The 25,043-nt window shown below is 51.6% G+C and carries 22 protein-coding genes; 6 read left to right on the top strand and 16 right to left on the bottom strand.

Features of this window, described 5'->3' with window-relative positions; all coding sequences use genetic code 11:
• Positions 1–51: 51 nt before the first annotated feature.
• The 8 genes from M4D81_RS26705 to M4D81_RS26740 all read right to left on the bottom strand — a co-directional run bounded on the left by M4D81_RS26705 (position 52) and on the right by M4D81_RS26740 (position 8,995).
• Positions 52–1,404, bottom strand: a complete 1,353-nt coding sequence (locus tag M4D81_RS26705; protein ID WP_260068624.1) for a sensor histidine kinase — start codon at positions 1,402–1,404, stop codon at positions 52–54.
• Positions 1,401–2,099 carry a response regulator transcription factor gene (locus tag M4D81_RS26710; RefSeq protein WP_260068625.1) on the bottom strand — a complete coding sequence of 233 codons (699 nt, stop codon included), beginning with the start codon at positions 2,097–2,099 and terminating at the stop codon, positions 1,401–1,403. Before M4D81_RS26710 ends, M4D81_RS26705 begins: the two co-directional genes overlap by 4 nt.
• 33 nt (positions 2,100–2,132) lie before the next feature.
• The gene (locus M4D81_RS26715) at positions 2,133–2,771 is read right to left on the bottom strand and encodes a ThuA domain-containing protein (RefSeq protein WP_071218819.1); all 639 of its coding nucleotides are present in this window, start codon (positions 2,769–2,771) and stop codon (positions 2,133–2,135) included.
• Between the two features lie 111 nt (positions 2,772–2,882).
• Entirely contained in the window at positions 2,883–3,698 is an 816-nt protein-coding gene (locus M4D81_RS26720; protein WP_260068626.1) for a uroporphyrinogen-III synthase, read from the bottom strand.
• A gap of 227 nt (positions 3,699–3,925) precedes the next feature.
• Complete coding sequence (locus M4D81_RS26725) at positions 3,926–5,908, bottom strand: methyl-accepting chemotaxis protein (protein ID WP_260068627.1); 1,983 nt, start codon at positions 5,906–5,908, stop codon at positions 3,926–3,928.
• Between the two features lie 248 nt (positions 5,909–6,156).
• Positions 6,157–7,617, bottom strand: a complete 1,461-nt coding sequence (locus M4D81_RS26730; protein ID WP_260068628.1) for a catalase — start codon at positions 7,615–7,617, stop codon at positions 6,157–6,159.
• Between the two features lie 188 nt (positions 7,618–7,805).
• A complete protein-coding gene (locus M4D81_RS26735; RefSeq protein WP_194539989.1) occupies positions 7,806–8,624 on the bottom strand; it encodes a winged helix family transcriptional regulator in 819 nt (272 codons plus the stop codon).
• Positions 8,600–8,995: a Fur family transcriptional regulator gene (locus M4D81_RS26740; RefSeq protein WP_071218814.1), complete on the bottom strand. Its 396-nt coding sequence runs from the start codon at positions 8,993–8,995 to the stop codon at positions 8,600–8,602. The genes M4D81_RS26735 and M4D81_RS26740 overlap by 25 nt, the downstream gene beginning before the upstream one ends.
• Before the next feature lie 201 nt (positions 8,996–9,196).
• Between M4D81_RS26740 and M4D81_RS26745 the strand changes: the two genes are divergently transcribed.
• The 4 genes from M4D81_RS26745 to M4D81_RS26760 all read left to right on the top strand — a co-directional run bounded on the left by M4D81_RS26745 (position 9,197) and on the right by M4D81_RS26760 (position 13,339).
• Positions 9,197–10,207 (top strand): D-alanyl-D-alanine carboxypeptidase family protein, encoded by a 1,011-nt coding sequence (locus M4D81_RS26745; RefSeq protein ID WP_260068629.1) that lies wholly within the window; start codon positions 9,197–9,199, stop codon positions 10,205–10,207.
• A 119-nt stretch (positions 10,208–10,326) separates the two neighbouring features.
• Entirely contained in the window at positions 10,327–11,022 is a 696-nt protein-coding gene (locus tag M4D81_RS26750) for a response regulator transcription factor (protein ID WP_260068630.1), read from the top strand.
• Positions 11,015–12,112 carry a sensor histidine kinase gene (locus M4D81_RS26755; protein ID WP_260068631.1) on the top strand — a complete coding sequence of 366 codons (1,098 nt, stop codon included), beginning with the start codon at positions 11,015–11,017 and terminating at the stop codon, positions 12,110–12,112. The genes M4D81_RS26750 and M4D81_RS26755 overlap by 8 nt, the downstream gene beginning before the upstream one ends.
• A 114-nt stretch (positions 12,113–12,226) precedes the next feature.
• A complete protein-coding gene (locus M4D81_RS26760; protein ID WP_260068632.1) occupies positions 12,227–13,339 on the top strand; it encodes a GGDEF domain-containing protein in 1,113 nt (370 codons plus the stop codon).
• Here the strand turns inward: M4D81_RS26760 and M4D81_RS26765 are convergent.
• The 4 genes from M4D81_RS26765 to M4D81_RS26780 all read right to left on the bottom strand — a co-directional run bounded on the left by M4D81_RS26765 (position 13,336) and on the right by M4D81_RS26780 (position 17,936).
• Positions 13,336–14,286 (bottom strand): aldo/keto reductase family protein, encoded by a 951-nt coding sequence (locus tag M4D81_RS26765; RefSeq protein ID WP_260068633.1) that lies wholly within the window; start codon positions 14,284–14,286, stop codon positions 13,336–13,338. The genes M4D81_RS26760 and M4D81_RS26765 overlap by 4 nt on opposite strands.
• Before the next feature lie 80 nt (positions 14,287–14,366).
• Positions 14,367–15,476, bottom strand: a complete 1,110-nt coding sequence (locus tag M4D81_RS26770) for a Ger(x)C family spore germination protein (protein ID WP_260068634.1) — start codon at positions 15,474–15,476, stop codon at positions 14,367–14,369.
• Positions 15,473–16,582 (bottom strand): GerAB/ArcD/ProY family transporter, encoded by a 1,110-nt coding sequence (locus tag M4D81_RS26775; protein ID WP_260068635.1) that lies wholly within the window; start codon positions 16,580–16,582, stop codon positions 15,473–15,475. Before M4D81_RS26775 ends, M4D81_RS26770 begins: the two co-directional genes overlap by 4 nt.
• Positions 16,575–17,936 (bottom strand): spore germination protein, encoded by a 1,362-nt coding sequence (locus M4D81_RS26780; RefSeq protein WP_260068636.1) that lies wholly within the window; start codon positions 17,934–17,936, stop codon positions 16,575–16,577. The genes M4D81_RS26775 and M4D81_RS26780 overlap by 8 nt, the downstream gene beginning before the upstream one ends.
• Positions 17,937–18,144: 208 nt before the next feature.
• Here M4D81_RS26780 and M4D81_RS26785 point away from each other — a divergent pair, with 208 nt between their 5' ends.
• Positions 18,145–19,698 (top strand): FAD-dependent oxidoreductase, encoded by a 1,554-nt coding sequence (locus tag M4D81_RS26785; RefSeq protein ID WP_260068637.1) that lies wholly within the window; start codon positions 18,145–18,147, stop codon positions 19,696–19,698.
• 194 nt (positions 19,699–19,892) lie between these two features.
• Positions 19,893–20,060 (top strand): hypothetical protein, encoded by a 168-nt coding sequence (locus M4D81_RS26790; RefSeq protein ID WP_260068638.1) that lies wholly within the window; start codon positions 19,893–19,895, stop codon positions 20,058–20,060.
• A 126-nt stretch (positions 20,061–20,186) separates the two neighbouring features.
• On the opposite strand, the gene M4D81_RS26795 is transcribed toward M4D81_RS26790, so the two are convergent.
• The 4 genes from M4D81_RS26795 to M4D81_RS26810 form a co-directional block, all read right to left on the bottom strand.
• On the bottom strand, positions 20,187–20,639 hold the full coding sequence (locus tag M4D81_RS26795) for a hypothetical protein (protein ID WP_260068639.1): 453 nt from the start codon (positions 20,637–20,639) through the stop codon (positions 20,187–20,189).
• A 183-nt stretch (positions 20,640–20,822) separates the two neighbouring features.
• Complete coding sequence (locus tag M4D81_RS26800) at positions 20,823–22,694, bottom strand: ABC transporter ATP-binding protein (RefSeq protein WP_260068640.1); 1,872 nt, start codon at positions 22,692–22,694, stop codon at positions 20,823–20,825.
• The gene (locus M4D81_RS26805) at positions 22,691–24,418 is read right to left on the bottom strand and encodes an ABC transporter ATP-binding protein (protein ID WP_260068641.1); all 1,728 of its coding nucleotides are present in this window, start codon (positions 24,416–24,418) and stop codon (positions 22,691–22,693) included. Before M4D81_RS26805 ends, M4D81_RS26800 begins: the two co-directional genes overlap by 4 nt.
• Positions 24,419–24,429: 11 nt before the next feature.
• Positions 24,430–24,990, bottom strand: coding sequence for a MarR family winged helix-turn-helix transcriptional regulator (locus M4D81_RS26810; protein ID WP_260068642.1), 561 nt, complete (start codon positions 24,988–24,990; stop codon positions 24,430–24,432).
• Positions 24,991–25,043 lie beyond the last annotated feature (53 nt).

Below are 25,043 nucleotides of genomic sequence, written 5' to 3' on the forward strand. Positions count from 1 at the left end.
TATAGCGCAGCATAGTTAGAATACGATGAGAAAAAGGAACGTTTTAGCCTTTTATTTCGATTCTTGCAGCCGGATCGTGGCGGTTGTACCGACACCCGGCAGACTATCCAGCTCAATCGAAGCCGAGATGGCCTCAGCGATATCCTTCGCCAAGGACAAACCAAGACCGGCCCCCCCGCCCCGGCGGGTACGAGCCTCATCCACCCGGTAGAAACGGTCGAACACGTGCTCCAGCTCCTCTTTGGCAATGCCGATTCCGCGGTCGATGACCCGGATATAAACCTCTGAAGATTTCTTGCCAACCTGGATGACAATATGTTCGTCACTGTACTTGCGCGCATTATCCAGCAGAATGAACAAGAGCTGCTTCAGCCTGCGGCTGTCCGTCCAGCCGAGAACCTCGCCATCAGCTTCAACCTCCACCGTGCGGTTATAGGCATCGCGAAAGGCACGCGCAGATGACTCCGATAATGCCACGAGATCCACCTGCTCCATCTCGACCTGCCATTGATCCTGATTGCGGGCAAGCAGCAGCAGCTGCTCCGTCATCTCCTTCATCCGAATTGCTTCCGAATGGATCGCTTCCACGGATTCCATGAACAACTCCGGCCGGTCCAGACCTCGTCGCTTTAACAGACTTGCGTAACTCTCGATGATAGTGAGCGGCGTCTTTAACTCATGGGAAGCGTTGGACACGAATTGCTCCTGCCTCGCATGATTGCTCTCCAGCAGCGTAATCATGTCGTTGAACGCAGCCCCCATCTCCACCAATTCATCCTTCGATCTCTCCTTCAGCTCGATGCGCCGGAACCGCCCGCTTTGCCGGATCTCCCGCATCGTACGGATCAAAGCCGTAATCGGCTGTACGATCAAACGTCCCAATATTCGCGTCGAAAGGATGACCGGAACCAAGGCAATCGCGGTTACGGCAACCAGTACGATGCGCAGCACTTGGAGCGTCTCCATCGTAGCGGCAAGACTGCGGGCCACCTGTATATTTACCACGACCCCGTCTCTCCAAATGATAGGCAGAGAAACCATCGTATACCGGATATTATCATACTCGACGACCTTCACCTGCTTCTGCGTATCGTACGGCAGCTTAAGATCATCCATATCCTCCCCGGAGGGAGTCACTGAAGTGGACAGATAGCTTTCATCGGGCCCGAGCAATTGAATCTTCCCGTCCAGAGGGACATAGCTTCGTAGAAGATCGCTCGCCGGAATCGTATCCGCGGCTTTGGCCATTTCCCGCGAAATTCTAGAGTCCTCCGCTTCCGCTTGCTCCAGCTGGCTGTCCACCGTCATTTTGCTAAACACATAGTACACGGATAAGTTCATGACTATCAGAATGGCCGCCATCAGCACCGACGAATAGAGGTGGATTTTACTGCTCAGCTTCATGGGGTCTCTTTGAGCACGTAGCCGACGCCGCGGACGGTGTGAATGAGCTCATTTGCGCTATCATGATCGATTTTCTTGCGGACGTATCGTATATACACATCGACGACGTTGGTGTCGCCGTAATAATCGTATCCCCATACGGCAGCGAGAATCTGCTCGCGGTTCAGCACCTGCCGTTTGTTCTTCAGTAAATAGACGAGCAAGTCAAATTCACGCGGCGTCAGATCGATCCTTCTGCCATCGCGAATGACTTCCCGCGTGCCTTCGTTCAATTTCAAATCCGCTGCCGTAAGCCACTCTCCTGCCGCCTGCTCTTCCGGATCCTGCTTACCCTGAAGCCGCAGCGCAGCACGAATCCGCGCCAGCAGCTCTTCGATCTGAAACGGCTTCGTTATATAATCATTGGCTCCTAGATCAAGCCCCGATACTTTATCCTCAACGGAGCTCTTGGCTGTCAGCAGCAGCACGGCGGTGTGCGAGTCATGGGCACGGATGCGCCGCAGCAGCTCAATCCCGCTCATTCCGGGTAGCATGACATCCAGCAGAATTAAATCCACGTCCTGACTGCGGTATGCCTCCAGCGCATCCAGCCCGTTGTCTGCCTTGGTGACCTGGTATCCTTCACTTTCCAGCTCGATTTCAAGCAAACGGGATATTTTCGCTTCATCCTCAACAATTAGTATCTTCCCGCTCACGCGCGTCCCTCCTGCCCATCATTTCGAAATGCCTTAACCCGGAACCCGCGCCGCCCACTTGGCCGCTTGCGTAATCATTAAACGCAGCTGAGGCTGGAGAAAGGACGGCTCGTGGTGGCCCGGCATCAAGAAAACCACGCGTCCGATGCCATACGTATGGCACCAGGCGGCAGGCCACTGCTTCCCTTCATATTCATAATGCAGCAGCACGGTTTTTTCCGTAAACGGACTGAATATGAATCGGTAAGGCTCCTCATCGAGCACAAAAGGCTCCACGCCTTCCGTAATATCGTGATCGGTCTCCCCTGGAACGAAATACAGCTTCTCCATGGGCGGGTGTCCGTCAAAACGGGCGCCGATCAGCTGCGCCAGCTCATAACGATTGGCCAGCGTAACGCCGTTATGAATCACGAGCAAGCCGCCGCCGCCGCTTACGTAAGACAACAGGCCTGCGGTCTGCCGGGGCGAGACGCGCTCATCCCATAGGTCGCTGTAGGCGATGCAGAGCTCGTAAGGGTAAAGATTGCTTTCATGCAGCATTTTATGATTTTCCGTGCACTGCACGGTGAACATGTCGTTCAGCAGATGTGTCACTTGTTTATCGATGCCTTGCAGCGGATGAAACTTCGGGTGGGTGTAGCTGCCAAGCAGCAATGCTTTTCTCTTATCCATCGGTCATCCTCCTATATTACTACTCAATATTTCACATGATCCCTGGGAACATGCATGAAGAAGCTGGCATGGAATGAAATCTCCCCAACTTCATTACGTTATATCATGACATTATTCTTGGCTTTGAGCAAAGTAGCGGCCAAGCGCCACCATCATGCTGCCCATTCGCTCTTCCTCGGGAACCACCATGCGTTCAATGCCTTCCTCGCGAAGCCCCTGGGCCGTAACCTTGCCGACAGCGGCGGCCAGGACCGGTCCGCGGAATGCCTCAAGCACAGCCTCCAGCTTGCCGTGGGCACGTGCATAATCCGCAAGAAAACGGAACTGGGGCGCGCTTGTAAAAGCAACCGCATCAACCTTGCCGCCCACAATTTCCTCCACGAGCTGCGAAACATCCTCCTCCAGCGGCGGAATGTGCTTATACGGCAGGATCTGCTCTACTACCGCCCCGCGACTCTCCAGCCACTCCACCAGCTTAGGGGCAGATTCGCCGTGCAGCTGTAGAATGACGCGCTTGCCCGACAAGTCATGCGGCGCAAGTGACCGGATCAGCCCCGATGTACTGCCATCATCATCTCGGACGACTGGCGCCAGGCCGCGTTTTTTCAGCGCATTTGCCGTTTTGTACCCTCTTGCCGCAATCGAGGTGCGCTGCAGCGTTTCATTCAATGTATCCAAAAGGCCCATCTGTTCGGCCGTATCATAAATGGCTTCCAGGCCGATTCCCGTCGTAAATATCGCCCACGGTGCAGGCGCTTTGAGCCAAGCTTCGATCGAACGGCGCAATACTTCATCATCCAAAAATACGGTTCCCTGGGCCGGACGAAGCAGCGCGGTTCCTCCCATCTTCTCCACCAGCTTAGCCATGTCTGCCGCCTTGCGCGGACCAGCCAAAGCGACGATCCGATCTTTCATATGCTGTGCCATGTTATATGCCCCACTCTCATCATTTCTAGCTTGTGGATCCGTTAATCTTACGCTTCTAGCAGTTGACTCCAGTATAAAGGCCCTGCTCCTATAGATAAAGTCACTTTGGTCTTATTCTTCAAAAAGCCCCCCTTTCCTGCCACAAACCAAAAAGCAGCAAAGGAATATAAGTTCCCTTGCTGCTTCAACATGAAATATTCGAGACATACTGCACGCCCCGGAAACTCTTAAATCTTGAAGCGTTTCACCATCTCCTGCAGTTCTTCGGCTAACCGGCTTAAATCTGCAGCAGACGCGCTCACCTCTTCCATGGAAGCAAGCTGTTCCTGAGAGGCAGCCGATATCGTCTGAGTCTGACTGGACGTTTGCTCTGACACCCCGCGGATATCTTCAACGGACTTTTTCGTGGAGGCCGTATCTTGAGCCAATTCCTTAGCCGCTTTCGAAGTGGTTCTTACCTGGCCGGACACCGTATTCACGGCCTTCTTGATACGGGAGAAGGAGCGCCCGGTCAGATCCGCTGCGTCAACGCCGTCCGACACCTTCTGCTTGGCGGCTTCCGTCACCTCGATGGTTCGTTCCACTTCTGCAAGTATCCCTGCAATCAGCCCTGAAATGTAATCCGCTGAGCTTTCCGACCTTTGCGCAAGCTTACGGATTTCGGCGGCCACAACCGCAAATCCTTTGCCCTGCTCCCCGGCTCTCGCAGCTTCGATTGAGGCATTCAGCGACAGTAGGCTCGTCTCCTTGGCAATGTCGGTAATGGCCGAAGCGATACCTCCGATCTCCTCGGTCCGCTCAGACAGCTGATGGATAACCCCATTCAAATCGTTCATCGCATGATCGATATCCTGCATCGTCGCTGCTGCGGTAATCACCGTCTTGTTCCCTTCCTGGGCCAATTCCTCCGTCTGGTTCATGGCGTCTGTAACCTTCTCCAACACTTCTGCAATCTCATCAGCATGCCTGGATACTTGAAGGATGCGCTTCAGAATTTCCTCCGCGGCGTTCAACTGGCGTTCGCTGCCGGCGGCAACCTCCTGAATGGAAGACGTGACATGCTCGACGGCGCTTGTATTTTGCAGGGCGCTTGCGGACAATTCCTCGGAAGATGCGGAAACATTCTCCGTCATCGCCTTGACCCCGTGAACCATGTCTCTGAGACTATCCACCATCTGCTGGAAGTGATCGGCCAATTCTCCAATCTCGTCTCGCTTGAAGCCTTTCATGCGAAGCGTCAGATCCCCCCCGCTAATAACTTCGGTCGCTTGGCGCATACGGCGGATCGGCTTGATCACTGAGCTTACATTCCAAGTCACCAGAATTAAGGCGGTTAGCAGCGACACGGTCATGACCACAATCATCGTATGGCGGATGCCATTAACGGCGTCGTCGACTTCCTGAACATACATGGTCCCGGCAATTTTCCAGCCGGTTCGTTCATTTGTAATGTAATTCAATTGTTTCTCCATGCCGTCATGAACATAGTGAAAATGACCGGTCGGCTGCTCATACATCTTGGAGATCCAGGTTTCCTCAGCCAACGCGTCCGTCCCTGCTTCATAATCGGGGTGAAACAAATATTTGTGGTTTTGATCCAGCACCATCGTGTAGCCTTCTTTACCTACCTGCACCTCGACCAGACTCTGGATGCTGAGGAGGTTGAGATCAATGCCCACGACGCCTTTGCCGTCAGGCAGCATCTGGGCGATCGTTACAACAATCAGTGAGCCTGCATTCGAAGCATAGGGGGCTGTAATAATCGGTTGGCCAGATGCATTCATCGCCTCCTGGTACCAACCGGTTTGTCTAGGGTCATAGCCCGGCGGCAGCTTTTCACTCGATGCCTTGATAATTCCAGCCTGCGCCGTACCGATAAATACGTCCACCGTCTCCGGATGAAGTCCCAAGTACTGCTTCAGCGCATTGATTGTTGAACCTGCTTGCGCTTTAAGCTCCTTGTCGATTTCCGCAGACTTCATCGTGCTGCTTAAATAATTCAGGTCATCAAACTTGGATTGCAGCGTGTGGTTAATAATCTCATTCGCCGTATCAACGCTCAGCGATGCACTGCGCAGAATTTCATCCTCGATCGTTCCCTTGGCATCACGGTAGGTGATAATACCGATGGCGCAGCTGGGCACAAGGAGCACGAGGAGAAATGTGAGAATCAGATTTCTTCGAATACGATTGGCACTTTTTTTCTTCATGGGTTTCTTTCCTTTCTAAACTGCAGTGAATCTCGCCTGTCTTCTATAAAAATACTCCCTTCAACTTATCGGCATCTCCTGAACCATTCATTATGCAGCATGTATAGGTAATTAATTCCATAAAAAGAGGGATACCCTGTTAAACGGGTACCCCTCTTGCCGGCAATCCTAGATTACCGTCTATATAATGGCCATCCATCCTGCACAGCGGAAACCAAGGTGGCTGGCTCTTATACGTTCAGATTACGTTACTTCGACTGATTGGAAGGGATGAATGCGCTTAGGTCTACACCAAGCCCGGCAGCGAGTCGTGCGCCGTATTCGGCGTCCGCACGGTAGAAATTGCATACGGCACGAAGCTGAATATCGGATTTGACCTGACTCAGGTCATCAACCAGATTGCGGATCAGATGATCCTTCTCCTGCTCGGTAAACGAACGATACAACTCTCCGGCCTGTGTGAAATCATCCGTTTTCTCGATACGCTGGCGAACGACACGCCCGATGAGCGGTGCTTCGCTTTCAGTTACAGACGGATCTTCCACAGGGCCTGTTGTATAACTGTTCGGCTCATAGTTTACCGGTGACGGATCTTGATTCACGTTCATCAAGCCATCGCGTTGATGATTACGCACAGGAGCATATGGGCAGTTAATCGGAATCTGCAAATAATTCGCACCCAGTCGATGACGCTGCGTATCCGGATAAGAGAATAACCGGCCTTGCAGCAATTTATCCTCCGACGGCTCGATGCCAGGCACCAACGCACTTGGGGAGAAAGCGACCTGCTCCACTTCAGCAAAGAAGTTCTGCGGATTGCGATTCAAGGTCATTGTGCCAACCGTTACGAACGGGAAGCGGTCCTCCGGCCAGGTCTTTGTAGGATCCAGCGGATCAAAGGACAATTCATCCATCTCTTCCGGGGACATCAGCTGCACCTGCAGGCGCCATTTCGGGAAATTCCCGTTTGAGATGTGCTCATGAAGATCACGGGTGGCGTGATTGAAGTCCTTGCCCTGGACTTCGACCACTTCGTCTGCATTCAGCGTATTCACGCCTTGTGCAGACTCCCACTTGTATTTAATGTAGGTCACTTTGCCTTCGCTATTCACCCACTTGAAGGCGTGGACGCTGAAGCCATCCAACTCGCGATAGTTCGCCGGTGTGCCGTGATCGGAGAACACCCAGGTCATCATATGCGTGGATTCCGGGGACAGCGTCATGAAGTCCCAGTACCGGCCGGGCTCCTGGATGTTGGTCTCCGGCGAAGGTTTCAAGGAATGCACCATATCAGGGAATTTGATTGCGTCCCGAATAAAGAAGACAGGGATATGGTTCCCTACAATGTCATAGTTGCCTTCTTCCGTATAGAACTTCACGGCAAATCCGCGCGGGTCGCGTGCTGTTTCCGGTGACCCCGTTCCATGAATAACCGTTGAGAAGCGAACGAACACAGGAGTTTCTTGACCGATTTCCTGCAGGAATGCCGCTTTCGTATAAGGCTTCATGTCATTCTCCACAACAAATGTGCCGTGTGCACCTGCCCCACGGGCATGAACGACGCGCTCCGGTATCCGTTCACGGTCGAAGTGGGCGATTTTTTCGATCAGATGATAATCCTCAAGCAGCGTTGGTCCGCGGCGTCCTGCCGTTTTAGAGTTTTGGTTATCTCCAACCGGAGCCCCTTGATTGGTTGTCATTCTATCCATATATGAACCCTCCATCATTTCTATAATTGATTTTAGACTGAATCTAAATTTATGAATTGATTGTATCATTGGAGAATCCATTGGATCATGATTGTCGCATGAGTGTTATATGACCCTTTTATGATCGTAATATGAAGTTCGGATGAACCTTCTAGAGTGCGGTGAATGTACAAAAAAAGGGAGGGGGATTAGTCCGCCAGGCGGTATCCCACTCCTCTAACCGTTGCAATATAACGCGGGGCTCCCGCGTTGTCGCTCAGCTTTTTACGCAAGCTTTTGATATGGACGTCGACCACGTTGCTGCCGCCCATAAAATCCGTATCCCAAATTTTGCACATCAGGTCCTCACGCGTGCATACGGCTCCTTCGCTGTCCAGCAGGAGCATCAGCAAATGATACTCTGTCTTGGTCAAATGGATCGGAGTGCTGCCCCGGTGGATCGTCATTTTATCCCGATCAATGGATAAGTCTTTATAAACAAGGCCTCGCATGACCTCTTCTCCACCTGACAATCCGGCAGCCGGTGAGAACAATCGGATGGTTCGCTGCACCTGATACATCATCGTATCTTTGGAACGGGCAGGCCATACCATGAGCTCTTCGTTCAACAGGCTTGAGCCCGCATTGCTCATTAATTCTTCCCCTACAAGGTACAGAATCGGAATAGAGGAATGCTCGGGCAGCAGGAGCTCCTTCTCCTTGTTGAACGCCGTCATATTCCGGCAGCCCGTCATATCGGCAATAATCAATCCTGTATTGAGTGCCGACTGAAGACGCGGTTCCCATTTACGGAACATCATCACCTCGAAGCAGTTCTCGGTCAAGGTAATGAACATTTCATTCACCCGTCCGGGCGAACGGCTTAGTAACGCAGCCCGCAGGGTTGTAGGACAAGCATCCCCTATCGCCATCGGCGTCGTCGGACGAACATACAGGTTGCCGGACTGGAAATCAGGAAACGAATAGACCGTTCCCAGTGCCGTCATTTCTTCCGTTTGGTTTGACATTCTGGACACACCCCCCCGAATACGACGTGAGCATGATGGATGACGTAATTGGTTTCACCGGCTACCGTAGCAGCCCAATCCTCTGGCACCTCCGTCATGACCTCGTCCACTTTACCGCATACTTCACAAATAATATGTTGATGATCATCAGTACGGGCGTCGTACCGACTCGCGCTCTCGCCCAGCTTCAATTCTCGAATCAACTGCTTATCCGTCAAATAACGAAGGGAATTATAAACCGTCCCGTACGCCAAATTATATCCTTTCTCCACCAACCGGTTCATGATATCCGCAGCAGTCGGATGATCATGCGATTCCCGTAGGACATCGTACACCGCTTGGCGTTGCGTCGTCAGATTTAAAGATTTCAAGGTATTCACCCTTTTAATTTATTTTTAGATCAAGTATAAATCCTATTCTTCTCAAGGTCAACATCCCTTGCCGAAATTGCACCTGGTAATCTTTAAGATTTCTTTAGATTCAATTAAAAATTCCTTTAGCTTGTATGGTTAGCATTAGAACATACATAAACGATGAAACGTATAGCCCGCCAAAGGAGGCGATCGACCGCCATGGAATCCATAGGCAAGTATCCCAATCAAGTACCGTCATCCCCTGAACGATCCCGTCAGCAAACCGGCACGATTCGAAGCAAACGAATAAAACGCCGAAAGGGACGAGCACGTTTAAGTCTGCTCCTTCTGCTGTTTCTCGTCATTCTGTTGGTCGTGTTCATCGCGAAGATATTTATTCCGCCTCCCATCAAAGCGAGCTCGGCCATCCTGATTCATGCAGATACCGGTCGCGTGCTTTATGCGATGCATGCCGATCTACCCCTTCCTCCCGCAAGCATGTCCAAAATGATGACGGAGCTGCTGGTGCTGGATGCCGTTCGTTCCGGGCAGCATGGTTGGGACGAGAACGTGCCGATTAGTCGATATGCCGCAGAGGTGCCCGGTTCGGCCATCGGCATGCATGAAGACGAACATTATACGCTGAGGCAGCTGTTCGAAGCGCTCATTATTCATTCGGCCAATGATGCGGCTGTAGCTATTGCAGAGCATCTCAGCGGGTCGGAGGCCCGGTTCGTGGACACCATGAATGCCCGGGCGAAGGAAATCGGCCTTTCTGATCGGACCGTATTCGCCAATGCATCTGGTTTGCCTGCCGCAGACCTGGTTCCTTTTGCCGAAGCGGCCTCCGAAGGGGATACCGTCATGACTGCCAGGGATACGGCCATGCTGGCCAGATGGCTGGTGAACAAACATCCCGATCTACTCGAGGTAACGAGCCAGCGCGATTTGCCTGTACCGCAGAAGAAGCTTTCCCTGCATACCACCAATCTCATGCTCCCTGGGGAGCCATATTCTTACGAGGGTAATGACGGATTTAAGACCGGGTATACCCGCTCTGCCGGTTATTGCTTTACTGGAACGGCGTCGCGTGGTGGGAACCGACTGATATCCGTCGTGATGGGAACCGGGGATGCAGATCAGCGGTTTAAGGAAACCCGGAAACTGATGGATTACGGATTCGATCGTCAAGGCATTTTATCGAATCTCGTCGCCGGCCTTTTTAAATGATAATTGCACAAAAACTCGCTATTTTTGAAGGCAAATCTGCACTTTATGCGGTTGATTTAGGGTACACTGTTCGTATGGAATCATCGTTTCCAATGGATGTTTTACTGGAGGATATCACAATGAGAAGCGTATTAATCGTAGATGACGATAAAGAAATATCCGGGCTGATCTCCATTTATCTGGAGAATGAGGGTTACCGCGTAATCCAAGCCCATGACGGGGAGGAAGCACTGCTGGCGATGGCCACGCACGGTGGTACGGTGGATCTCGTGATTCTCGATGTCATGATGCCAAAGCTGAACGGGATTGACACCTGCCGCAGAATCCGGGAAACCTCGTCCATACCCATCCTGATGCTGAGCGCCAAGAGTGAAGACATGGATAAAATACTGGGGCTGATGACCGGCGCGGATGACTATATGATCAAACCGTTCAATCCGCTGGAGCTGACGACTCGCGTCAAAACACTGCTGCGGCGCTCCACCCTGTACAATGCCGAACTGTTTCGGGAGGACAGCGACCGGATCCAGATTGACGGGCTCGACATTAACCGAACAACACATGAAGTAACGGCCAATGGCAAAGCGATCTCTTTGACGGCAAGAGAATTCGAAATTCTGTATTTGCTTGCTCGCCAACCGGGGAGAATCTTTAGCGCCGAGGATATTTTCCAGCAGGTCTGGAAGGAGAAATATTACGTCTCCAATAATACGGTTATGGTGCACATCAGCAACCTGCGGGACAAGCTCGAGAAGGAGCTGGGTTATAAGCTCATTCAAACGGTATGGGGCGTCGGGTACAAAATCCATGCGTAAGCTGCAATGGAAAATCATCACGCTGTTTTTTGTCGGTGGAGCCCTGACCCTGTCCATACTGTTCATCGCGCAGCAGATCATCCGATTGATCGGCCGGGAATACTGGAAGGAGCCCTGGGTAAACACCCTATTCAGAGTTGATCGTATTCTGGAGGATTTCTTCGGTTTTCCCATCATCCCGACGATCATCGGCATCGTGCTGTTTATCTGCATGGTTTTGCTCCTGAGCCAGGGCACCATTCGTCAAATCAATCACTTAATGGAGGGAACAAAGCGTTTGGCAAAGGGCGAATTGGACCAAGAGATTATCGTCAGCTCGAATGACGAACTGGGCCAGATGGCAACGCAAATCAATCAAATGGCCAAGCAGCTGAAGCTATCGCTGGCAGAGGAGCGGATGGCAGTCCAGTCCAAGAACGAGCTGATCAGCAACGTATCGCATGATCTGCGTACCCCCCTCACCTCCATCATCGGGTACTTGCGGCTGGTCAATGAAGACCATTACAAGGATGAGGTCGAACTCCGGTATTATACCGATATCGCGTACGATAAGTCGCTGCGCCTGGGCGGACTCGTGAACGATTTGTTTGAATACACCCGGATGGGGTACTCCCCGATAAACCGGGTTGACATTAATTTGGTGGAGCTGCTCGCACAATTGGCCGTAGACTTTTCGCTAACCGGGCAGCAGGGAGGAGTACAAGTCTTCTTCACGCCTGAAACGGAGAAAATCATAATCTCCTCGGATGGGGATAAGCTGATGCGTACCTTCGAGAATCTGCTGTCCAATGCGGTACGGCACGGGCGAGAGGCCGGGGTGGTGGATTTGAAGGTATCAAGTGATGCGAAGTTTGCCATTGTACAGGTAATCAATTACGGTCCCCCGATCCCCCCATATGCAATCCCCTATCTGTTCGAGCGGTTCTACCGGGCGGATGAATCCCGTACCGATCAAACCGGCGGCTCCGGCCTTGGCTTGGCTATCGTCAAAACCATCGTAGATGCCCATCATGGCACGATTCAGGTGACCAGTGATACGGAACGGACGATGTTTGAAGTTCTCCTGCCTTTAGAGGCTCCTCAAAATTAACAAAATAAAGCATTTGATATTCGACATACAATTCCATTTTCCGATAAAATAGGGGGTGAATGTCTTCATCGCCTTGCCGCTCTTGTGCAAGGTACATGAAAGGAATGATCCCCCATGACTAATATACTATTTACCAACTTTTGTATATTTGTGACTTTCTTATACTTATCCGGACTGCTGTCCAAAAAATATGTAACAGGCGTTGTGACACCGTCCATCAACGTTAAGATCAACGCCGGACTGCTCTTTGGCATTTACGGGATCATCTTGATGTATTATTCTTTCCCGATTGACCCCCGATTTTTTGCGGATCTGCGGCATCTGGCCATTGTCGTGATCGCCAGCTACCTGGGCTGGCTTCCGTCCCTAATTGCCGGCGTGCTAATTGCACTCGGGCGGCTGATCCTGTTCGGTTTGTCCGCTTCCTCTGCCATTGCGGGAGCCGGCATGCTCCTGATCGGCATCATCTGCGGGACGCTTTCTCGTACCCGTTGGAATCGTTTAAGTAAAATGCTGCTCATGAGCGTATCGAGCATGCTGGTGCTCCTATGTATCATGTGGATGAATATCCCGGACCACCACAAGGTGTATACCGTCTTCACGCAGCACCTCATCATATCCATGCTCGCCACGGTGGTCATCTACATGCTGACCGAGTATATCAACACGTCCAATCAACTATTTCTGCAGTTGAAGAAAAATGCGGAGACGGATTACCTGACCAGTCTTCACAATTTACGCCAGTTCGAGCAGCTATTGTCGGAACGTTTTCTCGAAGCCCAGCATTTCAGCGAACGGCTGGGTGTTCTTATCGTGGACATTGATCACTTCAAAAAAATAAACGACACCTACGGCCATGCGGCCGGAGATGCCGTTTTGCAGCAGCTCAGCAAAGTGATGAGGGAGCATTCCCGTTCTTTTGACGAAGTGTCACGCAACGGCGGGGAGGAATTCTCGGTGCTGGTTCCGGAAGCGACCATCGACGAGACGGCCGCTATTGCGGAACGAATCCGGGCCGCCGTAGCGGACCATATCTTTGTCCTGGAAGACGGAACCAAGATTCGGATCACCGTGTCGATTGGAGTTGCTGTGCACCCCGATACGATTCGGTCGAAAAATGCAAGGGAGCTGCTTCAGCAAGCGGACCGCGAGCTGTACCGCGCCAAGGACAGCGGGCGCAACCGCGTATGCTCCGCTCCCGAAATCAATGATTTGATTCTTTCTTAATTCGAATCCGCCTTCAGTATTTCATCAATGGCAGTCAGCGTATCCGAAGACAGCTTCATACCGGAGGCCTTCACATTCTCTTCCACCTGCTCCGGACGGCTGGCGCCCACCAGCGCACTGGCTACGTTATTCTGACGCAGAATCCAGGCCAGGGCCAATTGGCCGACGGTCATACCCAGCTCGCTTGCAAGGAGACCCAGAGCCTGCACCTTCTGAATGCGGTCTTCACTCATTTTGAGCCGGTCGGCTCCAATCTTCGATGCGCGGCTGTTCTCCGGCACGGCTTGCTTGGAGGCGTACTTGCCAGTCAGAAGCCCTTGAGCTAGAGGAGAATAGACCACCTGTCCAATACCCTTCTTCTCACCTAAAGGAATGATCTCCTCCTCGATCTTACGCTCGAACATGTTGTACAGCGGCTGATTCACCACGATGCGATCCAGCAAATACCGGTCCGCAACGGCCAGTGCCGCTTCCATCTGGGCAGCGGTCCACATACTGACGCCTATATAGAGCACCTTGCCTTGGCGGACAAGATCATCCAGCGCCCGCAGCGTTTCCTCTAGCGGTGTTTCTTCATGATATCGATGGCAGTAATAGATGTCGACGTAATCGGTACCCAGCCGCTTCAGACTCGCATCGCACTGCTCTCTGATATGTTTGCGGGAAAGGCCCTGATCATTGGGTCCGTCCCCCATCTTGCCGAATACCTTCGTGGCCAGGACATAGGACTCCCGTGGGAAAGCTCTCAAGGTTTCCCCGACAACCACCTCAGCCGCCCCTTGCGCATACACATTCGCCGTATCAAAAAAATTAACGCCGAGTCCATACGCGGTCTGAATCGACTTCACGGCATTCTCCCGTTCCACATATCCCCCGTACGTCAGCCAGCTCCCGAGACTGATATCGCTAACCTTCAGTCCGCTTCCGCCCAATCTTCTAAATTCCATATGTGAAACCTCCTTCATACAAGATAGATGCTTATTCTTTATTGTAACATCTTCCTGTACGATAGACAGTTGTGCCTTGTCTAACGTTTATAACCGGTCGACTTTATCCTTAACCTGACCGCTACATTAAACTTGATATGGGGGTACATGGCACGCCATTCCTCCATCTCCGTCTGATTGTTCCAGTGCGTGCCTCCATATCGGAGGCCGAAACCGAGCGGATCCAGGCCTGTTTTTTGAATCTTCTCCAGCAGTTTTTTGACCGATTGGGATATTTCCTTGCTAAATTGCTCTTCGATCTTACGCAGATCCTTCGGATCCAGTTGTTCGGGATCCTCCTTCTCCTCCAAAATCGCCGTTATCCGAATCTTGTACTCAATGGTTTCTTCCCCTGCTTTATCCGTTGTGATCTTATATCTAGCCCGGGTCCTGTCCGTATTCACTTCAAGCAATTCTCCCTCAACCCTCGTCCCGAAATTGGTGCTTAAATTTCGGAGGTCAAGCAGGTTATACAGCCTGGTTTCCTCCTGATTCAGAATCACCTTCACCTTGCTTTTATCCATCAAGGCTACCTTGTTGATATTCAGAACTTGTTCGTCGGTTGTTTCCACGACGGGCATAACCGGATCTTCACCTTCCTCCATCATTCGGCGGGTCAGATCGAAGGAGTATGTCTTGGTAATGAACGGGGATTCCGTCCCATCCTCACTGAGCGCCAGAAATATCGCGTTTCCGGCAATCCGCTCGGTTGGGGGTTCAGCCTTTAATACGGCTTCCGCTGTAGGAACAGCAACCCCTGGGTACATCAGCAGCTGCATATCTCGCCTCCGAACGGTCCAGTCTTGAATTTTACCGATATTTTCCCGGGCATATGCTTCGCCATACATAACTCCCTTGCAATGTCCGAAGTCAAGCTCCTTATCTACTTTGGATTTAACCTCCCTGATTGCTTCAGCGATGCTTGTCGCTTCCTGCGTAATAAGCAATGACTTCTTATCCCCGGTCTTCGGGTCTCCCGAAGGAATCGCGATTTTGAAGCTGAATCGGTTCATGCCGGGATTTTCCTTCGAGACATCAATGCCAATGGACACTACAAAAAGTCTGAGATCGATATCCCTAAAATCACATCCCGACAGAAACAAAAAAGAGCAGCACATGAGCCAGACCAGCCACCGTTTCAGGTCTTTCATGCCTTCTTCCTCCTTTTCCTCCATACCGCATAGAATAACAGCGCAATGAGCAGGAATTCTCCTGCGAAACGAACATCCAGAAAGACAATCGCCATATCATTTAATATGTATTGATCCACGATAAACGACGTGCCGAAGGTAATCAGGGAAAAGAGGAGAATCACCCACCATTCGATTTTCCTCCTTTTTGTCATCGCTTCGCCCTTATCGACCTTTAATCCGAAGCTTCCCAGAATCAGATCCTTGCCCACATGCCAGTGAATGATGGAATTCACGAGGGAGAGGCACATATACACCACATAGAAGACATAAATCATCCGCTCAATGATGAAATAACGAATCCGAAGCGAGTCTACCGTCGAGAAGGCAGGATATACGTGTCCTCCGGCGCCCGCAGCGCCCAATATGCCAATAGGTGCAAAGATCGATACCAGAAGGGTAAGCATACTGACCACCACAATCGCCCAAATATGGCGTACTCTGAATCGGTGAAATATCCGATTGAATACCACCATGTTCACGTAGCCCGTAAAAATAAAAGTTGCCGCCGCCACCGTTTCATAATTGGGCATATTCCATGCATAGGTTATGATTTGCCTTACGGAATCCCAGCTGAAATAGGGATTGCTGAAGACACGCCATGACATATAGGCGATGATAGGCACACAGATGTACAGAATCATCTCCAGGGCATAAATAATGGACTCGGAATCCAGCCTCGCGCTAAGTCCAACCACCACCAGAAATCCCACCAGAACAATATAGGGAGACACATCCGGACTGATGTAGCGAGAGGTAATATCAACGAAACTGACCAAGGTAATCACGCTGGAGAAAAACCACGCGAGTCCGTATAAAAAAAGCAGGATGCCGGATACCCACTTGGACATAACCGAGTGGAAAATCTCCGGCAGCCCTTGTCCCGGAAATTTTTGAATCAGCTTTACGAAAGTAAACAATAGCAATGTGCCGATTGGAATGGATACGAGAATCGACATCAGCGCACCGTCAAAGCGATCCGTAATCAAGATGCGAGGGACATAATTAATCAGGTTGATGGTTGCATTGAGCAGGAAGAGGTAATAAAAATATTTATTTCTAACCACTTCGCTGATCTCCTTTCTTGTTCCAGTCCACAGCAAACATCTTCAAGTATGGTTTACCGAAGGACCTGAGGCTCGTAAGGTACATGATCATGGCCACCATCCCCAATACAATACCGACTAAGCCGAATAAGGTGGCCAGTACAATGAACAAATACTTCGTGACACGGATGCCTGAGCTCATCATCGTTATCGGGATCACAAAATTTGTTATCGCGACGGCGGAAACCAGGATAATCATGATGTTACTAACCAACCCCGCCTCCGTAGCTGCGGTTCCCAGAATGAGACCCCCTACCGTGGTAGCGGTCTGACCAATCGCTTTAGGCAGCCGAACACTCGCCTCCGTCAGAAATTCCATCGCCAGCAGCATGAAAATCACTTCAAAGAAGGACGGATACGGCACCGTAGCCCGGCTTCCCGCAATAAGCAGCGTAACCTGCATCCTCAATATCTCCGGATTATAGGAGGTGAAGGCCACATAAAGGCTTGGCATCAACACGGTGACAAACAAGGCGATATACCGGATTCCCTTGAGAAACCAGCCGATCGGGGGAAGCTGGATTTTGTCATCCATCGCCGTGAAGAAATCATTGAATATGGCCGGCAGCATAAGCGCATACCCCGTTGAGTCCATCAATACTGCAATCTTTCCTTGGGAAATATTCAATACAGCCCGGTCAGGGCGTTCGGTTAGCATGAGTGTCGGATACAAACGAAATTTAGGATGCATCGTATGTCTCTCGATTTCGGACGCCGATTGCACAATATCCGCTTTGAGCTCGGACAATCGCTTTTTGAGCTCCTGTAATACCGTTTCATCCACTTTGCAGGCATCGTACATAATGATGATTCGGGTCTGCGATAGTTTGCCGACGGTCATGAATTCTGTTTTTAAATTCGCGGTTTGGTAACGGTGGCGAATCAGGTTCAGGTTCACTTCGATATTTTCCGTAAACGAATCATCGGGACCCTGAATGACATTCTCCGTACTGGCAGGCTGGATCGCGCCTGCATTAACCAATACGGCGTCAAACAGGAGCACGCTGTCCCGGAGAAATACGGCAACGCAGCCCCTAAGTATATTCCGGAGCAATTCCTGTTCATCTTTCGGCTCCACGGTTGAGGGAAAGGACCGGAGGAATTGGTCATATAGATCCAAGGATTTCAGCTCATAAAAACGGTTAATCAAATTTTCGTTAATCATGATGGGATCGCACATGCTCTTAAGATAAATCAATAACGCGTGCTCCCCTTCATTCTTCAGCTCGCGCTGCTCGATATCTCCGATATTACGTAGATGTTCTTGCAGACACTTCTTGGCATCCTCCACCTTTAAATATGGTTCGCTGGTCATGTTACCACCCCTCGTTTCACTAAATTCCGAATCTCACGCTGTTTCCTTAGGTTCTGCACATATGTCCCAAATTATTTACAATCATCCAGAAAACGTAAGAAAGCCGCGAATCGAAATCAGCTCGTTTCTAATCATTCCCATGTGGTAATAATGAAGACAGAGTCTGAGTTTAAGGGCAAGACCCCTAGAAACTGAGGAGGAATCGTGAATGAACCCATCCAATTCATCGTACCAAGGACTACCGCAATACCCGGTGTCGCTGTGGAGAGCGACTACCGAACTGCCCGACTTCCCACGCTTGGCCGAGGATATCGAAGCGGATGTGGCCATCGTCGGAGCCGGCATAACCGGAATCACCACAGCCTATCTGCTGGCGAAGGCAGGTAAAGATGTGGTCGTCGTCGATGCAGGCCGCATTCTGAACGGAACAACAGGTTTTACAACCGCGAAGGTAACGGCGCAGCATGGGCTGATCTATCATGAATTTATGAACCATTTTGGAGAGGAGAAGACAAGGCTCTACTACGAAGGAAATCGCGAAGCGATCGAATTCATTAGGGATATTATTGGCGGAGACGAAGGGAAATTCGGGCTGAAGCTGGAGGATGCCTATATCTACGCTCAACAGGAGGACAAGTATCTCACAAAGCTCGAGGATGAGATCAAAGCTTATGAGAAGCTCGGCATTCCGGGAGAGTGGCAGGACAGCCTTCCTCTGCCTATGCCGATTCGGGGAGCCATCAAGATGCCCGGGCAGTATCGGTTCCATCCTCTGCAGTATTTGAAACATCTGACGGAACAATTTCTGAAACTCGGAGGGCGGATCTATGAGAACACGACCATGGATGAAAAGGCCGAAACCGATGGACCGATCACGCTGCTGACCAAACGGGGCGGACATCGGATCACGTGCAATCACGCCGTGTCGGCATCTCATTTTCCGTTCGTTGACGAGAAGGGATTGTATTTCACGCGGCTGCATGTGGAGCGCTCCTACGCCATTGCTGTCAAGCCCGAAACCGCCTATCCGGGCGGGATGTATCTAAGCGTCGAGCAGCCAACCCGTTCCTTGCGCTCAGCTTCTTATGGTGGTGAGGAGCTGGTTATCGTAGGAGGCGAGAATCACCCGACGGGCCGCAGCATCTGTACTCATCAGCATTACGAAAATCTCGAGCTTTTTGCAGGAAAACTGCTGGGCGCTTCTGACATTCCATACCGCTGGTCGACTCAGGACCTGATCACACTGGACAATATGCCTTATATCGGGCCGATCACATCCAGTCAAGACCGGATCTTTGTTGCGACAGGCTTCCGGAAATGGGGAATGACGACCGGCACGCTAGCCGCAAAGATCATTAGCGATCAAATTCTGGAGAAAGAGAACCGTTACTCCGAGGTGTACAGCCCGTCCCGCTTCAAAGCGGACCCGAGCATCAAAACATTCGTCGTTCAAAATGCCTTGGTTGCGAAGGATTTCGTGTCCGGCAAGGTGGAAATGTCCCACGCCGATATAACCGAGCTAAAAGCCGGCGAAGGCGCAGTCGTCCGCCATAACGGTCAGCGCGCCGGGGCTTACAAGGATGATCAGGGGAATCTCCATCTCGTGGATACGACCTGTACCCATCTCGGCTGCGAGGTGGAATGGAACGAGGGCGAACGCTCCTGGGATTGCCCATGTCACGGATCACGCTATCGCTATAACGGCGAGGTGCTGGAAGGGCCGGCCATTGAGCCGTTGAAGCAGCTGGACCCGGAGAGCTAAAAGGGGACGCCGCGATCCCTCAATGACGCCTTATCTAAAAGAAGTGAAGCCCATGCGAGCTTCACTTCTTTTAGATAACATGGGACTACATACCAGAAATAACCTAAACCCAACCAAAAATAACATATTTCTGGTATAATGAGCTTACACATCGTTTACGGGAGGGACAGCCCATGGTTCTAGGCCCTTAGTATTTGGATCGAATTAAAGAGGACGTCTCGGAGAAAAAAGCGCAGGAGAAGCTGCGCGGTATCCGGCAGCAAAGCCTGCTTAGTGATTTTTTAATGACCCTTGCCGCTGCAGGTGCCTTCATTGTGGTGGCTGCCATCTTTGGTTTCATCTTGTATAACATACGATATTAGAGACCCTTCAATTATGCCTCCAAGGCAGTAAATCACTGAAGCTTATAGTTTCTTACCATTCCAAAAAGGCACCCTGACGGGTGCCTGTGTTATGTTATGACCTGGACCTGGATTACCTATGCAGGCCTAAGCGATTTCCGGCGCCAGCTCCTCGCGGTATGCCGCAAGCGACTGATCCACGATGACCTGTATGAAATCGGGATCAATATCCTGGATCCAAGGCATGGCGTTATTCCAAGCATTTTCCTCGATTTGAAGCGCGAGCTGCCTCTGATCCCATTCATCCACCGTTCGATCCATCCGGTCGCACAGCTCTGTCAGGGTCATGTCCATTGAATGGCCCAGCTCATGTGCGAATACCACCGCAAAATAGGCATGATACGGCTCAAGCGTGCCAAACAGCTGCAAACACTGTTGGCGTATGACTTCGGTATACATCGTCACGCTGTGCGAATTCATGACATATTTCCCGCCGATTAAACGGCCCCCTGGAAAATACGCCTCCATCTCCACGGTGACACTGCTGCCCGACCGACGTAGAAGCTCTTGCGTGATTCGGTTCAGTTCGGACTTATTCAATAATGATCATGGCTCCCTTTAAAGATATAAACATAAACATCATTATAAAAGAACCATATGAAAATGCAATAACAAATATGCCTGCCGGCTTACTCCCAACTTACCAAAACCTATCATTAATCTCCCAAAAAAAGACCCACTCCGCACGCGGATGGGTCTCTTATTATAACCTTCCTTGCCTCGCTACCCAGCTTCATGCTGGTCACTAAATTGACTGTTATACAAGTCCGCATAGAAGCCGCCTTGAGACAGCAGCTCTTCATGGGTTCCCTGCTCGATAATGCTGCCCTTGTTCATGACCAGAATCAGGTCCGCATCCCGGATCGTGGACAGTCGATGCGCGATGACAAAGCTGGTGCGGTCCTTCATCAGCTCATTCATCGCTTTCTGGATATAGAGCTCCGTTCGGGTATCCACGCTGCTGGTTGCCTCGTCGAGGATCAGAATCGATGGATTAGCCAGAATGGCACGCGCAATCGTAAGAAGCTGCTTCTGCCCCTGCGATATGTTAGAGGCCTCCTCGTTCAGAACGGTATCGTAGCCGTCCGGCAGCGTCCGGATGAAATGATCCGCATGAGCCGCTTCCGCCGCTCGGATGATCTCTTGTTCCGTGGCGCCTTCGCGTCCATATCCGATATTATCCCGGATAGTCCCGTTAAAGAGCCATGTATCCTGCAGCACCATCCCGAACAGGCTGCGGAGTTCGCCGCGCCGAAGAGCGGTAATATCGGTGCCGTCTATCGTAATCTTGCCCTTATTCAGCTCGTAGAACCGCATCAGCAGATTAATGAGCGTGGTTTTCCCGGCACCGGTCGGTCCGACGATGGCGACCGTTTGCCCGTGCTTCACGTCCACATTCATATCCTCGATCAGAAGCTGGTCCGCTTTATAGCCGAAGCTCACGTTCTCGAAAGACACATCGCCAAGCGGCTTCTTGAGCGCTGCCGGAGCTGTATGCTCTGACACTTCTTCTTCCTCATCCAGCACTTCAAATACGCGCTCTGCCGATGCGATGGTGGATTGAATGACGTTCGCGATATTCGCAAGCTGGGTAATCGGCTGCGTGAATTGGCGTGAATACTGGATGAATGCCTGAATATCCCCGATCTCAATCGCTCTGCGGGTAACGAGCACGCCGCCGACGACACTGACGATCACATAACCGATATTTCCGACAAAACCCATCAGCGGCATGATGGTACCCGATATAAATTGGGCTCTCCACCCGGCATCATAGAGCTTGTCGTTGACCTCATCAAATTGCTCAATGGATTGTCGTTCCCGGCCAAAGGCCTTCACGACCTTATGACCCGTGTACATTTCTTCCACATGTCCGTTCAGCTCACCCAAATGCTTCTGCTGAGCTACAAAATGCTTCTGCGAACGCTTGGCAACCACAATGGTGACCACCACGCTAAGCGGCAAGGTCAGAATAACCACCAACGTCAGTAGTGGACTGATCGTGAGCATCATCACGATAACGCCGACCAGCGTGACAACGGAGGTAATCATCTGCGTCAGGCTCTGCTGCAGCGTACTGCTGATATTGTCCATATCGTTGGTCACCCGGCTCAGCGTTTCCCCATGCGTCCGAGCGTCAAAATATTTCAGCGGCAAACGGCCGAGTTTGTTGTAAACATCCTTACGCAAATCATACACGGTCCGCTGGGCCACACCAGCCATAACATATTGCTGGATGTATGCAAATAGAGAGCTTAAGAGATATAAACCTGCAAGCCAGAGCATGATCGTCCGAATAGCGTCAAAGTCGATCCCGGCCCCCGGCACGCCTTGCATATTGGCCATGAAGCCCTTGAACAGGATCGTGGTCGCATCCCCTAATATTTTCGGGCTCACGATGCTGAATATCGTACTGAGAATAGCTGCAATCAAAACGATCAGCAGCTTGCCGGTATGCGGTTTAAGATATCGCGTTAACCGGCGAAACGTGCCTTTGAAATCCTTGGCTTTCTCCCCCGCCATTCCGGGCCCGTGCGGGCCGCCAAAGGGACCGCCAGGTCCCCGGGGATGTCCTCCCCGTTTCTTCTCACTCATGCGATCTCCTCCTCTGACAGCTGCGAGGTAACGATTTCGCGGTACACATCGCTGGAAGCCATGAGCTCCTCGTGCGTGCCGATGCCGGCAATGCGTCCCTCATCCAGCACGATAATCCGGTCAGCGTCCATGACGGTGCTTACCCGCTGAGCGACAATCAGAACGGTAGCTTCCGTCGTTTCCTCGCGGAGCGCTGCCCGAAGATTGGCATCCGTCTTGAAATCCAGCGCCGAGAAGCTGTCATCAAACACATAAATCTCGGGCCGTCGAATCAGCGCCCTTGCAATCGAGAGCCGCTGCTTCTGACCGCCGGATACGTTGCTGCCGCCTTGCGAAATCTCGGCATCGTATCCGCCCTCCATGGAGGAGATGAAATCGGCGGCCTGAGCAACCTTCGCTGCATGCCGGATCTCCTCGTCTGTTGCATCTTCTTTACCGTAGCGGATATTCTCCGCAATGGTACCGGTGAAGAGCAGCGCCTTCTGCGGCACGAATCCGATCCGGCCCCGCAGGTCCTCCTGCATCATGTCGCGGATATCGGTCCCGTTGACGAGAATCCGTCCCGACGTCACGTCATAGAAACGCGGGATCAGGCTGATCAGCGTGGATTTGCCCGAGCCGGTTCCGCCGATGATCGCCGTGACTTCGCCTGGGCCGGCATGGAAGGAGATATCGGATATGGCGGGCTCCTCCGCGCCCGGATAATAGAAGGTCACATCCTGAAATTCGATCGATCCCTGCTGCCCGCCGGCATGGCGCGGCTGTTTCGGATCGTGGATCTCAGGCATCATGTTCAATACTTCATTGATCCGTACCGCCGATGCCTGCGCACGCGGAATCATGACAAACATGACGGATAGCATGATCAGCGAGAACATGATCATCATCGCGTATTGAAGAAACGCCATGAGGTCACCGACCTTCATATGCTCGGCGTCTATGCGGTGGGCTCCGAACCAGACGATCGCCAGCGTGGCAAAGTTCATGACCAGCATCATGACGGGCATCATCGCCCCCATGATTTTATTGACTTTGATCGAAGTGGCCGTCAGGTCCTCGTTCGCGTCGTTAAAGCGGACGGTTTCATGGTCCATCCGGTTGAAGGAGCGGATGACCCGGATTCCGGTCAGATTCTCCCGCAGCACCCGGCTCAGCGTATCGATCTTCACCTGAATCGCTTTGAAGAGCGGAATGCCTTTTTTGGCGATCAGGAAAATAGCAAGTGCCAGAACCGGCAAGACAACCAGCAGCACCGTTGTCAGTCCGGGATCTCTCGACACGGCCATCACGATGCCCCCGATACACATCATCGGCGCAATCGCCATCATGCGAAGGATCATGATCGTGACCTGCTGCACCTGCGTAATATCGTTTGTCGTACGGGTAATCAGCGAGGCCGTGCCGATCTTGTCGAACTCCTGCAGCGTAAAATTCTCGACATGGGAGAACACGCGCCCGCGAAGGATTTTCCCGAATCCGGTAGCCGATTTGGATGCGAGATAACTCGCGGCAATAGAGCAAATCATGCCCCCCGCCGCAACCAGCAGCATAAAGCCGCCAACGCGCCAAATATAAGGGACGTCTCCCTTCACGATGCCGATATCCACGATGTCCGCCATCAAGGTAGGCAAGTACAGATCAGACAGACACTGGAAAAATGTGAACAGCAGGACCAAAATGACCGCTGTCCGGTACGGTTTCATATAGTGAAACAGCTTTAACAAATCCCCCACCCCTACTCGTTGTCTGATGTCGTTTCGTTCGATTTGCGTTTTTGTTCATGAAAATGGTACACCTTCGTCAGCAGTTCCGTCAGTTTGACGCTGTCCTCTTCCCCGAGGAAATCCACCAGCTCGTTAAAGCTATTCTTGACGTTCTGATAGGTTTGCTGGACAACGCGGTTCCCTTCCTCCGTCAGCTGCACGCGGACCGCACGCCGATCCTGGGCATCCATCACCCGCTCCACCAGCCCCTTGCTCTCCAGTGCATTGATGAATTGCGTGATCGTCGGCGACGTCACATTCATCATGCTGCTGATTTCGGACACTTTCATGCCGGGACCAGCAGGCTCAATATGATGTTTGAGTCCCATCAGAACGCGAATCTCACCTGGTGTATACCCTGAAATCAAGTGCTGATCCCATTCCTGCTTGTGGAACATGCGAATGCTGTACAAGAGCCTCCCGGCAACGCTGTCCTCCCGCCTGCCATCCTTCATGCATGGTCCTTCCCGCGAATGTTTATCCTTGTTCCCGTTCCTTTCATTATGTAAATCTGGATGTTGATCGTCTGCCATGGTCCACCTCTTTTCGGCAACGGCTCGAATAAATAGATAGTTTGCCAATTAAT

It is taken from the genome of Paenibacillus sp. p3-SID867 (genome assembly GCF_025142895.1).
Taxonomy (GTDB): Bacteria; Bacillota; Bacilli; order Paenibacillales; family Paenibacillaceae; genus Paenibacillus_AQ.